The organism is Streptosporangium sp. NPDC000095 (genome assembly GCF_042899335.1).
Classification (GTDB): domain Bacteria; phylum Actinomycetota; class Actinomycetes; order Streptosporangiales; family Streptosporangiaceae; genus Streptosporangium.
This window is the reverse complement of record NZ_JBIAZS010000005.1, coordinates 80,369-94,529: the sequence shown is the minus strand read 5'-3', so window position 1 is coordinate 94,529 and position 14,161 is coordinate 80,369. Positions and strand designations below refer to the sequence as shown.

Below are 14,161 nucleotides of genomic sequence, written 5' to 3'. Positions count from 1 at the left end.
GACGCATACCCGGCCTCTCGCGGGGCAGGTGAGGGTCCTCTCTGCCGAAGGGTGCTGATCATGGGTCTTATGGAGAAGCTCAACCTGCGTGAAATGAAGGCCAAGGCCAAGCTGAAGCTGGCCGGTCGGGTGGGTGACCGCCGCAAGGTGGCCGAGGCGAGGACGGAGGAGGCCGAGGCGAAGCTTCTGAAGACCAAGGACGAGATCCTGGACACCGTCGCGGAGATGCGCAGGGAGTACGGCGTCCGCCGCCGCTGACTCCCGCCCCGGGTGTCCTGTCGCTCGCCAAGTCCCTTCCGATCGGTTTTCCGGCGCCTTTCCCGCCGCATGACGTCAATGTAGGTTGACACCCTCGAGGGTGTCAACCTACATTGACGTCATCGTTTTCATCTCCGACCAGGGCGAGCCGCCCGAGATGGATTCGTGCGCGGTAGACAGGAAAAGCGGCCGAAGGCCGATCGCGTCGTTTCTGAGGGGGACACGTTGGCGGGGGTCGTATCACAGGACGCTGGAAACGACGAGGGAAAGACTGAAGACCCCGGCGAACCGGGACAACTCGGCGGCACCGTGCCGAAGGCCGCCTCCTGGCGGTTGCTGGTCGCCTACATGCGGCCCCACAGAAGGGCCCTGCTGCTGGGCGGGGTGCTCAGCCTGGTCGGCTCGCTGGCGGGGCTGGCGATGCCACTCCTGGCCAAGACGGTCATCGACGCCTTCGGCGAGCAGCGCTCCCTGCTCGGTCCGGTGCTCGGCCTGACCGCCGCCGTGCTCCTGGGCGCGGTCATCGGCGCGCTGGGTAACTACGTGCTGGAACGGATGGGCGAAGGCATCGTCTTCTCCGCCCGCCGTACCCTCGTCGACCGGATGCTGCGGCTGCGGGTCTCCGAGGTCGATCGGCTCAAGCCGGGTGACCTGATGTCCAGGGTGACCTCGGACACCACGCTGCTGCGGGCGGTGTTCACCAACGGCGTGGTCGAGACGGTCAGCTCGCTGTTCATGCTCGTGGGCGCCGTGGTGATGATGGCGCTCATCGACGGGATGTTGCTGCTCATCACGCTGGGAGTGATGGTCGTGGTCGGCGGCTTCGTCAGCCTGATCATGCCCCGCATCCAGCGGGCCTCGATGCAGGCGCAGGTCGCGGTGGGCGAGATGGGCGCGGTCCTCGACCGGGTGCTCCAGGCGTTCCGTACCGTGAAGGCGAGCGGCGCGGAGGAGCGGGAGATCGCCGCGGTGGGTGAGGCGGCCCGCGAGGCGCGTGACCGGGGGATCGCCGTGGCCTGGCTGACGTCGATCGCCGGCGTCTCGGCGTGGGTCTCCGCGCAACTGGCGTTCGTGGCCGTGCTCGGCGTGGGCGGCGCGCGGGTCACCTCCGGCGTGCTGGAGGTCTCCTCGCTGATCGCCTTCCTGCTGTACCTGTTCTATCTGGTCGCCCCCATCGGCCAGCTGGTTCAGGGCTTCACGCAGGTGCAGAACGGCCTGGCCGCGGTGAAGAGGATCCGCGAGATCGAGGAGCTTCCCGCCGAGAGAGCGGACGGCGCGGCGTACGAGGTCGGCAGGGCCCCCGCCGGGGTCGTCTTCGAGAACGTCGCCTTCCGCTACGGCGACGACAGACCGGTCGTCCACGACGCCGTCTCCTTCGAGGTGCCCGCGGGCGGCCTGACCGCCCTGGTGGGCCCGTCAGGGGCGGGCAAGTCCACGGTCTTCGCACTGCTGGAGCGCTTCTACGAGCGGCATGCGGGGACGATCACGATCGACGGCCGCGACATCGCGGACTGGCCGCTCGCCGAGTTGCGCGCCTGCCTCGGATACGTCGAGCAGGACGCGCCGGTGCTGGACGGCACGCTCAGGGAGAACCTCGTCTTCGCCGCGCCGGGTGTGGACGAGGCCGACATCTGGCGGGTGCTCGCCCGTACCCGGCTGGAGGATCTGGTCTCCCGGCTCCCCGAGGGACTGGAGACCCGGGTCGGCCATCGAGGGATCATGCTCTCCGGCGGCGAGCGCCAGCGGGTCGCCATCGCCCGCGCACTACTGCGCAGTCCCCGGCTCCTGTTGCTCGACGAGGCCACCTCCCAGCTCGACGCGGTCAACGAGCTGAGGCTCCGGGAGGTGGTCGCGGAGGTGGCGGCGGAGACGACCGTGCTGGTGATCGCCCACCGCCTCTCCACCGTGGCGGGGGCCGACCGGATCGTGGTGATGGAGGCGGGCAGGGTGAGGGCCGTGGGCACCCACGACGAGCTGCTCGCCGACGACGCCCTCTACCGCGAGCTGGCCACCACCCAGTTCCTGCTGCCCGGCTGAGGCCGCCTGCCCGTTCCCTTTCCCACCTGGTCCTGCGGGGATCGGCTTGGTTGCGTAAATTCATATCGTTCATAAAGGAATAATTCGGACACTGAGTCGAGGGGCTGATTCGCCGTCCGGTGAACCGGGCATCCCCGCCTGTGCGAAGCCTCTCCTTCGCATCGGAGCGCCCATCGGGCGCGCGCCGCATTCGATCACCCGGTCCCGTCCGTGCGGGACGGAGGAGCCGGGGCGTGGCGATCGTTACGGCTACATCAGGGGGTGCCACGGGCGTGCTGCCCGCGGCACCCCTTTTGCCGGGTTGACCGGTGGCCTCCGGGTGACCAAGTATGAATACGTTCATTCATTCTTGAGGGGGAGGTCGGGCATGTCCGGCAGCCGGATCGTGCGCGCGCCGCGCGGCACCACGCTCACCGCCAAGGGGTGGCCGCAGGAGGCGGCGCTCCGCATGATCCAGAACAATCTCGATCCCGAGGTCGCCGAGCATCCTGAGCAGCTCGTCGTCTACGGCGGCTCGGGCAAGGCCGCCCGCGACTGGCGCTCCTTCGACGCGATCACCCGTACGCTGACCACCCTGGAGGGCGACGAGACGCTGCTGGTGCAGTCGGGCCGCCCCGTCGGAGTGTTCCGCACCCACGAGTGGGCGCCCCGGGTGCTCATCGCCAACTCCAACCTGGTGCCCGACTGGGCCAACTGGGAGGAGTTCCGGCGTCTGGAGGCCGCCGGGCTCACCATGTACGGGCAGATGACGGCCGGCTCCTGGATCTACATCGGCACCCAGGGCATCCTGCAGGGCACCTACGAGACCTTCGGGGCCGTGGCCGCCAAGCGGTTCGGCGGGAGCCTCGCCGGGACGATCACGCTGACCGCCGGGCTCGGCGGCATGGGCGGCGCCCAGCCGCTCGCCGTGACGATGAACGGCGGCGTGGTGATCTGCGTCGACTGTGACCCCAGGTCGATCGACCGGCGCATCGAGCACCGCTACCTGGACGTCCGCGCCGCCGACCTCGACGAGGCGCTGCGCCTGGCGTACGAGGCCCGCGACCGGCGCGAGCCGCTGAGCATCGGGGTCGAGGGCAACGCGGCCGAGGTCGTGCCGGAACTGCTGCGCAGGGGCGCCGAGATCGATGTCGTCACCGACCAGACGTCCGCCCACGACCCGCTGATGTACCTGCCGGTCGGCGTGGCCTTCGAGGACATGGCCGACGAGCGCGAGAAGGACCCGGCGGGCTTCACCCGCAGGGCCCGCGAGTCCATGGCCGCCCACGTGGAGGCGATGGTCGGTTTCCAGGACGCCGGGGCCGAGGTCTTCGACTACGGCAACTCGATCCGGGGCGAGGCGCTGCTCGCGGGCTACACCCGCGCGTTCGACTTCCCCGGCTTCGTGCCCGCCTACATCCGGCCGCTGTTCTGCGAGGGCAAGGGCCCGTTCCGCTGGGCCGCGCTGTCCGGCGCCGCCTCCGACATCGCCAAGACCGACCGCGCGATCCTGGAGCTGTTCCCCGACAACGAGCCGCTCGCCAGGTGGATCCGGATGGCCGGGGAGAAGGTCCACTTCCAGGGGCTGCCCGCCCGCATCTGCTGGCTCGGGTACGGCGAGCGCCACCTGGCGGGGGAGCGGTTCAACGACATGGTCGCCTCGGGGGAGATCGAGGCCCCGCTGGTGATCGGCCGTGACCACCTCGACTGCGGCAGCGTCGCGAGCCCGTACCGGGAGACCGAGGGCATGGCGGACGGCTCCGACGCGATCGCCGACTGGCCGCTGCTGAACGCGATGCTCAACGTCGCCTCCGGCGCCGCGTGGGTCTCCATCCACCACGGCGGCGGTGTCGGCATCGGCCGTTCCATCCACTCGGGGCAGGTCACCGTGGCCGACGGCACCAGGCTGGGGGCCGAGAAGCTCAACCGGGTCCTCACCAACGACCCGGGCACGGGCGTCATCCGCCACGTCGACGCCGGGTACGACGAGGCCGTCACCGTGGCCGAGGAGCGGGGTGTGCGCGTCCCGATGCGCGAGTCCTGACCGGACGCGCCGCGACCGGGGCCCCGCGGGAACGTACGGGTGCCGATTCGCGTGCCGCGTCCCGATCGCGGTGCGCGAATTCCCCCGGTGCCGCTCGTTTTCGTCTCCGCGGGTGTATGAACGACAGCGGGGCGGGACGGGAGGGGAATGCTCGTGGGGGTTCGAGCGGTTGGAGGGGGCGTGGGTGACGGACTCGATCGGCTTCTGGAGGGGCGGAGACTGTCGCCCGTGCAGCGGCGGATCGCGCGTTACCTGGGCGACCACCTGTCCGAGGCCGTCTTCCTGTCCAGCGTGGAGCTCGCCGACCGGGCCGGGGTGAGCCAGCCGTCGGTGACGAGGTTCGCGATGGTGCTCGGCTTCGGGGGATATCCCGAGCTGCGGCAGGCGCTGCGCCCCCTGGTCGTGGGCGGCAGGAGGCCGTCGCGGGCCAACGACCTGCAGACCGCGATCGACGTGGAGATCGACAACCTGCGGAGCGTGCGCGACGCGCTGAGCGACCCCTCCGACCTCTCCGAGCTGGGCGCCAACCTGGCGGGATGCGAGCCCCTGCCGGTGCTCGGCCTGCGGGTGTCGAGCGGGCTCGCCACCACGTTCGCCTACTTCGCGCGGCGGATCCACCCCGATGTCCGCCTGCTCACCCACGGCGGCTCCGAGCTGGCCGACGGCCTGTACGCCGCGCGCAGGGCGGGAGCGGCCTGGCTCGTCGCCGTCGTCCTGCCCCGCTACCCGGCCGAGGCCGTGCAGGCCCTGCGGGACGCCCGCCACCTCGGCCTGCGTACGGCGGTGATCACCGACCGGCGGGACGTGCCCTTCGCGGCGGACGTGGTCCTGGCCGCCCCCGTCGGCGAGCGGCTCGTCTTCGACTCGCACGCAGGCCCTCTCGCCCTGGCCATGGTGCTGGTGGAGGCGATGGCCGACGCGGCGCCGCTGCGCACCCAGGCCAGGCTTGAGGAGTACGAGCGGATGACCGACCAGGCCGGGGTCTTCACCGAGCACCTCGACTGACGGCCCGCGGTGATCGTTTTTGTCGTGGGTAAGGTGACTGCCATGTCAGAACGACCTACCGCGCTGATCACCGGCGCCTCCAAAGGGATCGGCGCCGCGATCGCCCGTGCCCTGGCCCCCACGCACGACCTGCTGCTCGGCGGACGCGACACCGAGGCGCTGTCCGGGATGGTCGCCGAGCTGCCCGGCGCGCGGCCCTGGCCGGTGGAGCTCACCGCCGTCACCGAGGCCGACGTCGCCGACATCGACCGGCTCGACGTGCTGGTGCACAGCGCGGGCGTGGTGAACCTGGGCCGTGTCGAGGAGACCCCCGCCGAGGTGTGGCGGCGCACGATGGAGATCAACGTGGTCGCGGTGGCCGAGCTCACCCGGCTGCTGCTGCCCGCCCTGCGCGCGGCGCACGGCCACGTGGTGCTGATCAACTCCGGTTCCGGGCTGCGGGCGAACCCGAGCTGGGTCTCCTACGCGGCGAGCAAGTACGCGCTGCGCGCCTTCGCCGACGGGCTCCGCCTGGAGGAGCCCGAGCTCCAGGTCACCACGATCTACCCGGGGCGGGTCGCGACCGACATGCAGCGTGAGGTACGGGCACAGGAGGGCGGCCCCTACCGGCAGGAGGATCACCTCGACGCGGACTCGGTGGCCAGGGTGGTGCTGACCGCTCTGACCGCGTCCCCGGACGCCAACATCACCGAGATCACCATCCGTCCTACCGGCAAGCCCTCGAACTGAGCGCGGTGACCGAAGGCGCCTCAGGTTGGGAGGGCGCCGGGCCGAGAGCGCGGCGGGCTCGCCAATGAATGGTCTCATTCACATAATGGGAGGGTGTTCGACGAGATGTGGGGTGCCATAGAGCACCTCGGACGTGACGGCCGGACCCGGGGCTACCTGCGAGACGCGTGGTCGCCCGCGGATCTGGAACTCCGGCGATGGTTCGGGCAGGAGGCCGACAGACGCGGCCTCGACCTGAGGGAGGACCGCAACGGCAACCTGTGGGCCTGGTGGGGTGACCCCTCGGACCGGCCCGGCGTGGTCACCGGCAGTCATCTCGACTCGGTGCGCCAGGGCGGCGCCTTCGACGGCCCCCTCGGCGTCGTGTCGGCCTTCGCCGCCCTCGACCTGCTGCGGGCGAAGGACTTCCGGCCCGCGCGCCCCGTGGGAATCGCCTGCTTCACCGACGAGGAGGGCGCCAGGTTCGGCGTCCCGTGCGTCGGCTCCCGCCTGCTGACCGGCATCCTCGACCCCGACAGGGCCCGCGCCCTGAAGGACGACGAGGGCGACTCGCTCGCCGAGGTGCTGCGCGCGGCGGGGCGCGACCCCGGCGCTCTGGGCAGGGACGAGGAGACCCTGCGGCACATCGGCGTCTTCGTCGAACTCCACGTCGAGCAGGGACAGGACCTCGTCCACGTCGGCGCCGAGGTCGGCGTCGCCTCGGCCATCTGGCCGCACGGCCGCTGGCGGTTCGACTTCCACGGCCAGGCCAACCACGCGGGCACCACCCGCCTGGCCGACCGCGACGACCCCATGCTGCCCTTCGCCCGTACCGTCCTGCACGCCCGCCAGGCCGCCCAGCGCGGCGGCGTGGTCGCCACCTTCGGCAAGACGCGCGTGTCGCCCAACAACGCCAACGCCATCCCCGGCCTGGTCAGCGCCTGGCTGGACGCCAGGGGCGGCGACGAGGACGCGGTGAGGGAGCTCGTCGCCGAACTCACCGACTTCTCCGGTGCCGAGGTCACGGTCGAGTCGTGGACCCCGGTCGTCGACTTCGACGCGGCCCTGCGGGAACGGGTCGCCGAGGCCGCGGGCGGCGCACCCGTCCTGCCGACCGGCGCCGGACACGACGCGGGCATCCTCGCCTCCGCGGGCGTGCCCAGCGCGATGGTGTTCGTCCGCAATCCAACGGGAATCTCGCACTCTCCGGAGGAACACGCGGACCGGGCCGACTGTCACGCCGGGGTCACCGCCCTCGCCGCCGTCGTGGAGGACCTGTGCGGGAGCTGAACTACTGGTGCGAGCTGGCCTGGCTGCCGCCGGGCGAGGCCGTCGCGGGAGTACTCGTCAAGGTCAGGGACACCCTGATCGCCGAGATCGTCACCGGCGTGACGACCCCGCCCGGCGGAGCCGTCCGGCTCGCGGGCCTCACCCTTCCCGGGCTCGCCAACGCGCACTCCCACGCCTTCCACCGCGCCCTGCGCGGGGTGACGCAGCGCGAGAAGGGCAGCTTCTGGACCTGGCGCGAGCGGATGTACGGCGTGGCGGGAACGCTCGACCCCGACTCCTACCTCAGGCTCGCCAGGGCCACGTTCGCCGAGATGTCGCTGGCCGGGATCACCTGCGTGGGGGAGTTCCACTACCTGCACCACGGGCCGGACGGCAGGCCGTACGACGACTCGAACGCGATGGGACACGCGCTCGTCCAGGCCGCGCGGGAGGCGGGGCTGCGCATCGCGCTCCTGGACGCCTGCTACCTGACCGGCGGCGTCGGCACCCCGCTGAGCGGTGCGCAGCGGCGCTTCGGCGACGGGGACGCCGACGGGTGGGCCGCGCGGGCCGAGGCGCTCGTGGCCGGATACCGGGAGGATCGGGACGTGGAGATCGGCGTGGCCGTGCACTCGGTCCGCGCGGTGCGGGCCGAGCAGATCCCCGTGGTCGCCGAGTTCTCCCGGCACCACGCGGTCCCGCTGCACGCCCACGTCTCCGAGCAGCGGGCCGAGAACGCCGCCTGCGTGGACGCCTACGCCGCGACCCCGGTCCAGCTGCTGGACGCGCACGGCGCGCTCGGTCCCCGCTCGACCGCCGTACACGCCACGCACCTGTCGGACGTGGACGTCGCGCTGCTCGGCGCCTCCGGCACGCGCGTGTGCATGTGCCCGACGACCGAGCGCGACCTCGCCGACGGCATCGGGCCGGCGAGGAGGCTGTTCGAGGCGGGCTCGCCCATCACGCTCGGCTCGGACAGCCACGCGGTGATCGACCTGTTCGAGGAGGCCCGCGCGGTCGAACTGGACGAGCGGCTCGCGACCGAGCGGCGCGGTCACTGGTCGGCCGCCGAACTCCTGAACGCGGCCACGGCCGCGGGGCACGACTCACTCGGCTTCGCCGACGCGGGCATGCTCGTCCCCGGTGCCTGGGCGGACCTGGTGTCGGTGCGCCTGGACTCGGTCCGTACGGCCGGAGCATCCCCGGCGCACCTGGCGGAGACCGTGGTCTTCGCCGCGACGGCCGCCGACGTGCACTCCGTGGTGTCGGGCGGGCGTCACGTGGTCGTCGACGGCGGGCACGTACTCGGCGACGTGGGCGCGATGCTCGCGCAAGCGGTCGGCGAGGTACTCGCCGAGGCGCGGGAGGAGAGGTCGGTATGACGAGCGAGGACCGTCCGGTGACGAGCACCCTTTTCGACGGCATCGGCCTGCTCTACACGGGCGACCCGGCGCGGGAGGAGATCGAGAACGCGGCGTTGGTGGTCGAGGGCGGCGAGGTGGTGTGGGCGGGTCCCGCCGACGCGGCTCCGCACGCCGACGAACGGGTGGATGTGGAGGGGCGCTGCGTCATCCCCGGTTTCGTCGACAGCCACGCCCACCTCGTCTTCGCGGGCGACCGCAGCGCCGAGTTCGCCGCCCGCATGGCGGGGCGCCCGTACACGGCGGGAGGTATCCGTACGACGGTGTCGGCCACCCGCGCCGCCTCCGACGCCGAACTCGCGGCGCGCACCGCCGCCCTGGTCGCCGAGATGCTCGCCCAGGGGACGACCACGGTCGAGATCAAGAGCGGCTACGGTCTCACGGTCGAGGACGAGCGCCGGTCACTGGAGATCGCGCGGAGGTTCACCGAGGAGACCACCTACCTGGGCGCGCACGTCGTCCCCCCCGACGCCTCCTCGGCCGACGAGTACGTCCGCACCGTCACCGGGGAGATGCTGGAGGCGTGCGTGCCGCACGCCCGGTGGATCGACGTGTTCTGCGAGCGCGGAGCCTTCGACGCCGACCAGAGCAGGGAGATCCTCCTCGCCGGGGTGAAGGCGGGACTGCTGCCGCGGATCCACGCCAACCAGCTGGGTGAGGGGCCGGGGGTGCGGATCGCCGCCGAGGTGGGCGCGGCCTCCGCCGACCACTGCACCCATCTGAGCGACGACGACGTCTCGGCGCTGTCGTCGTCGGGGGTGGTGGCGACCCTGCTGCCCGGCGCGGAGTTCTCCACCCGCTCGCCCTACCCCGACGCCCGCCGCCTGCTGGACGCCGGGGTGACCGTCGCGCTCGCCACCGACTGCAATCCCGGCTCCTCCTTCACCTCCTCCATGCCGTTCTGCGTGGCACTGGCGGTCCGTGAGATGCGGATGACACCGCTGGAGGCGATCAGGGCCGCCACGTACGGCGGGGCGAGGGCGCTGCGCCGCGGGGACGTCGGCACGCTGCGGGTGGGCAGCAGGGGGGATCTGGTGATTCTCGACACACCCACCTACGTCGACCTCGCCTACCGGCCGGGGGTACCGCTGGTGAGGCAGGTCTGGAAGGAGGGGCGCCGCCTGGTTTGAGCCCCTTTGCTGGGGTTAGTGGTGGCCCTCGTCGCGGCGCAGGGAAACATCCTCCTTGAGGAGGAAATCCAAAACCATTCTCCAGGCGTACTTCTTGAGGGAATCTTTGCCCTGATCCGTCCGTTGAAAAGACAAGCGATGTGTCTGAGCGCACGGGGCCTTGAGCGAGCGGTTGGACACGTCATAAGCACGCGGAGCGAGGTGCCATCGGATGGCAAGGCCGACGGGGAATCGGACGCAGGATCAGCATGTCTCTGATCGAGACCTGCTCGGGACCTACCTGGCAGAGATTGGACGGGTGCCCCTGCTCACCGCGGAGGAAGAGGTCGAGCTCGCCAAGCGGATCGAGGCGGGTCTCTTCGCTGAGCAGTTGCTGGACGGTGGGTTGGGCGGATTGACGGAGCCGCGGATCGGTGACGCGGCCGATGAGGAGCTTGAACGGCTGGCCGTTTCCGGACAGAGGGCCAAGGATGAATTCATCCAGGCCAATCTACGTCTTGTGGTGGCCGTCGCGCGCAAATATTCCGGGCGGGGAATGCCGCTGATCGATCTGGTCCAGGAGGGAAACCTGGGGCTGGTCCGCGCGGTCGAGAAGTTCGACTACCGGCGCGGTTACAAGTTCTCCACATACGCCACGTGGTGGATCAGGCAGTCGGTGGGACGCGCCATCCACGAGCAGGCCAGGCCGGTGCGCCTGCCCACCCACGCGGGCGAGCAGATGACCAGGCTGATGCGGGTCCGTCGCGACATGCTGGCCGAGTTCGACGTCGAGCCGACCGACGCCGATCTGGCCACGGTGCTCGAACTCCCCATCGAGCGGGTCCGTGAGCTCCGCCGCTGGGCCTCCGACCCCGTCTCCCTGCAACTGGGCGTGGGTGACGAGGACGAGACCGAGCTCGGCGACATGATCGCCGATGACACGTGGGCCGACCCCGAGCAGCAGGCGATGGACATCCTGGAGCGCGAGCGCCTCGAGGAGTGGCTGACCGGGCTTGAGGGGCAGACCCGTGAGATGCTCCGCTGGCGCTACGGCCTGATGGACGGCCGCGAGCACACGCTGACCGAGGTCGGCGAGCGGTACGGCATCGGTCGCGACCGCGCCCGCCGGATCGAGCGTGACGCTCTGGCCCGGCTGCGGAAGATGGCGACGGCGGCCTGAGCTTCGTGATCCGGCACGGTCTCGTTTGGACCGTGCCGGATCGTGGGGTTCGGCTTTTACGGCGGTTCGCTGCGGCGGTTCCGTGGTGTTCGGGCTGTGGTGGTGAGTTCCATCGCCGCTCACGCCTGGTTGGTTCTGTCGAGGTCACGCTTGGTCTGTTCCATGGCTGTTCGGGTTGTGGTTCGTCGCGGTGGGTTTCTTCGCCGTTCACGCTGCGGTGGGCGGGTGCTCCGGCCGGCCGTCTCAGTCACCGTCTGGCGTTTCAGGCCTCCGGCCTGCTCGGGCACGGTGGTTGCGGGCTCTTTTTAAGCCGGCCGGAACACCCGCCCACCTCCGCTGCACGTGCTCTCGCCGTACGGCGTGCGGACCGTAGTGACTTTCTCTCCGGCCGCCCTGGGTTCCGTGGATGGCTGAAGCGATCCGTACGGGACCGTCGAGAGGGAGCGCCGTAGCTGAAGCTCTACCTCGGAAAGGTGCGCAGGGCGGGGCGTCGGTCTTCCATGAGGGAGACACGACGGGCGCAGGGAGGGGGCAGCGCGGGTCGGAGGTTCTGTGAGAGCGGCTGCTTTCGTCGTCGGAATCGTGCGCCGGTGTTCGGTCCGAATGCGCGCGGTCGCTGCGCAGGATGTGGGACTCGCCTCACAGGACGGGCAACGTGACCACTGTGACGAATGCCTGCCGCCTCTGCGCTATGGGACGTCGGCTATTCGTAAGGGTCTGAACCGGCATGGCTCGGGCTGTTTCGTGGTTTGTTTATGTGTTCCGCCGCATTGTGTGGTGAGAGGGATCGGTGCGGTGGGGGTCTGGTTTTCTACGGTGCGCGCCGTGCGCTCCTTTCGAAAGTAACGCTTCAGTTACGGCGGCTCGCGCTGAGCGGTCTCGTACGGATCGCTTCAGCCGCACAGAGGTCACAGGGCGGCCGGAGAGAGAGCGACTACGGTCCGCGCGCCGTACGGCGGGGGCGTGCGCAGCGGAGGTGGGCGGGTGTTCCGGCCGGCTTAAAAGAAGCCCGCAACCACCGCGCCCGAGCAGGCCGGAGGCCTGAACCACCAGAGCGCAACTGAGACGGCCGGCCGGAACACCCGCCCACCGCAGCGTGAACGGTTGCGGGCCCGATCCGTCCCCAGAAGCCTGCCGGGGTCCGTTCCGGGGAAGGGGACCGAGGGTGACCAGGGGTTACGGGCCAGCCTATTCGCCCGGATCGAGGGGGTCCGGTGGGCGTGGCGTAGGGGTGGCGGAAGCCCTGGTAACTGCCAAGTGGAGTTGACCTGGGCTCTTTTAAGGCCATCTCCAAGTCATGGCACACCTTGTCCGAAACACATCTGAAACACCCTGCTGCCGAGATTCACAGATGTGAAACACACAAGGTCACACCTTGAAACGGTAGAAGAACACGCTGTGGCGCAACGTCAGTGCGCGGCCGGTCGATGGAGCCCAGAAGCGATCACTGCATGTGAAACCGGCAAAAGCCAATTGGAAGGAGGGTCGCTTCGCATGGAGATCGATAGCGGCTCCACAGCCTGGATGCTCGCGAGTACCGCACTCGTCCTACTCATGACACCGGGTCTCGCGTTCTTCTACGGGGGCATGACCAGGGCCAAGAGTGTTCTGAACATGATGATGATGTCGTGGGTCAGCATCATCGTCGTGACGATCGCCTGGGTGCTCTACGGTCACTCGCTCGCCTTCGACACCGTCGGAGACGGTTCGGGATTCCTCAACAAGATTATCGGTGGACTCGACAACATCGGTCTGAGCGGCCTGGTCGAGACGGCGACCAAGGATGACGGCACCGGTATGCCGAGCCTGGTCTTCTCGACGTTCCAGATGACTTTCGCGATCATCACGGTCGCGCTGATCAGCGGAGCGCTCGCCGACCGGGTGAAGTTCGGCGCGTGGGTCGTCTTCGCCATTGTCTGGGCGACGGTCGTCTACTTCCCCGTGGCCCACTGGGTGTGGGGCGGCGGCTGGCTGAGCAGCCTCGGCATCGAGGACTTCGCCGGCGGTACGGTCGTCCACATCAACGCCGGAGCCGCGGCCCTCGCGGTCGCCCTGGTGATCGGCAAGCGCGTCGGCTGGCGCAAGGACCCGATGCGACCGCACAACCTCACGTTGGTCCTTCTCGGCGCGGCCCTGCTGTGGTTCGGCTGGTTCGGCTTCAACTCGGGCTCCGAGCTCGCCGTTGACGGCACGACCGGCCTGGCGTTCATCAACACCCAGATCGCCACCGCCGTCGCGGCGGGCGCCTGGATCCTCGTCGAGAAGATCCGCGACGGTCACTCCACCACCCTGGGTGTCGCCTCCGGTGCGGTCTCCGGCCTGGTCGCGATCACCCCGGCCTGTGGTTTCGTCGACCCCTGGGCGGCGTTCGTGATCGGCGCGCTCGCCGGTGTCGCCTGTGCCTACGCGGTCGGCCTGAAGTACAAGCTCGGCTACGACGACTCCCTCGACGTGGTCGGCGTCCACCTCGTCGGCGGTGTCGTGGGTGCGGTGGCGCTGGGCTTCGTCGCCGCCTACCCGTTCGCCGACGGCCAGGAGAAGGGTCTCTTCTACGGCGGGCCGGTCTCCCAGCTCGGTGTGCAGGTGCTCGGTCCCGTCGCGGTCGGCGCCTACTCCTTCGTTATCTCCTGGATCATCGCTAAGATCATCGACAAGACAATGGGCTTCCGCATCTCGCAGGAAGACGAGATCACCGGCGTCGACATCACCTCCCACGCCGAGACCGGTTACGACCTCGGCACCATCCACTCCTCGGGTGTGGCCGCCGTCAACGGTCCGGCCCCCACCCCGGCGTCTAAGAAGGTGGACGCATGAGACTCATCACAGCGATCATCAAGCCGTTCAAGCTCGATGACGTGAAAGCGGCCCTGGAGCAGTTCGGGGTCAAGGGAATGACGGTCAGCGAAGCGAGCGGTTACGGCCGCCAGCGTGGTCACACCGAGGTCTACCGGGGTGCCGAGTACCAGGTCGACCTGGTGCCCAAGGTCCGCCTTGAGGTGCTCGCCGAGGAGGAGGACGCCGAGGATGTCATCGACGTCATCGTCAAGGCCTCGCAGACCGGCAAGATCGGTGACGGCAAGGTGTGGTCCGTCCCTGTGGACACGGTCATCCGCGTCCGCACCGGGGAACGCGGACCTGAGGCGCTCTAACC

General features: G+C 69.9%; 11 protein-coding genes. All 11 read left to right on the top strand.

Annotated elements, in window-relative coordinates; all coding sequences use genetic code 11:
* Window positions 1-60 precede the first annotated feature (60 nt).
* Window positions 61-258 (top strand): hypothetical protein, encoded by a 198-nt coding sequence (locus tag ACFY3V_RS13560; RefSeq protein WP_362897647.1) that lies wholly within the window; start codon window positions 61-63, stop codon window positions 256-258.
* A 348-nt stretch (window positions 259-606) separates the two neighbouring features.
* Window positions 607-2,295 (top strand): ABC transporter ATP-binding protein, encoded by a 1,689-nt coding sequence (locus ACFY3V_RS13555; protein ID WP_389773667.1) that lies wholly within the window; start codon window positions 607-609, stop codon window positions 2,293-2,295.
* A 367-nt stretch (window positions 2,296-2,662) separates the two neighbouring features.
* Window positions 2,663-4,318 (top strand): urocanate hydratase, encoded by a 1,656-nt coding sequence (gene hutU, locus ACFY3V_RS13550; RefSeq protein ID WP_362897651.1) that lies wholly within the window; start codon window positions 2,663-2,665, stop codon window positions 4,316-4,318.
* A 180-nt stretch (window positions 4,319-4,498) separates the two neighbouring features.
* Window positions 4,499-5,323, top strand: a complete 825-nt coding sequence (locus ACFY3V_RS13545; protein ID WP_389773079.1) for a MurR/RpiR family transcriptional regulator — start codon at window positions 4,499-4,501, stop codon at window positions 5,321-5,323.
* 42 nt (window positions 5,324-5,365) lie between these two features.
* The gene (locus ACFY3V_RS13540; RefSeq protein WP_389773076.1) at window positions 5,366-6,052 is read left to right on the top strand and encodes an SDR family oxidoreductase; all 687 of its coding nucleotides are present in this window, start codon (window positions 5,366-5,368) and stop codon (window positions 6,050-6,052) included.
* A 105-nt stretch (window positions 6,053-6,157) separates the two neighbouring features.
* The gene (locus ACFY3V_RS13535; RefSeq protein ID WP_362897778.1) at window positions 6,158-7,321 is read left to right on the top strand and encodes an allantoate amidohydrolase; all 1,164 of its coding nucleotides are present in this window, start codon (window positions 6,158-6,160) and stop codon (window positions 7,319-7,321) included.
* A complete protein-coding gene (locus tag ACFY3V_RS13530) occupies window positions 7,309-8,682 on the top strand; it encodes a formimidoylglutamate deiminase (protein ID WP_362897657.1) in 1,374 nt (457 codons plus the stop codon). The genes ACFY3V_RS13535 and ACFY3V_RS13530 overlap by 13 nt, the downstream gene beginning before the upstream one ends.
* The gene (gene hutI, locus ACFY3V_RS13525; protein WP_389773073.1) at window positions 8,679-9,851 is read left to right on the top strand and encodes an imidazolonepropionase; all 1,173 of its coding nucleotides are present in this window, start codon (window positions 8,679-8,681) and stop codon (window positions 9,849-9,851) included. Before ACFY3V_RS13530 ends, hutI begins: the two co-directional genes overlap by 4 nt.
* Window positions 9,852-10,062: 211 nt before the next feature.
* The gene (locus tag ACFY3V_RS13520) at window positions 10,063-11,010 is read left to right on the top strand and encodes a sigma-70 family RNA polymerase sigma factor (protein WP_362897661.1); all 948 of its coding nucleotides are present in this window, start codon (window positions 10,063-10,065) and stop codon (window positions 11,008-11,010) included.
* A 1,494-nt stretch (window positions 11,011-12,504) separates the two neighbouring features.
* Window positions 12,505-13,824 (top strand): ammonium transporter, encoded by a 1,320-nt coding sequence (locus ACFY3V_RS13515; RefSeq protein ID WP_362897663.1) that lies wholly within the window; start codon window positions 12,505-12,507, stop codon window positions 13,822-13,824.
* Entirely contained in the window at window positions 13,821-14,159 is a 339-nt protein-coding gene (locus tag ACFY3V_RS13510; protein ID WP_350948726.1) for a P-II family nitrogen regulator, read from the top strand. Before ACFY3V_RS13515 ends, ACFY3V_RS13510 begins: the two co-directional genes overlap by 4 nt.
* The last annotated feature ends 2 nt before the right edge of the window (window positions 14,160-14,161 follow it).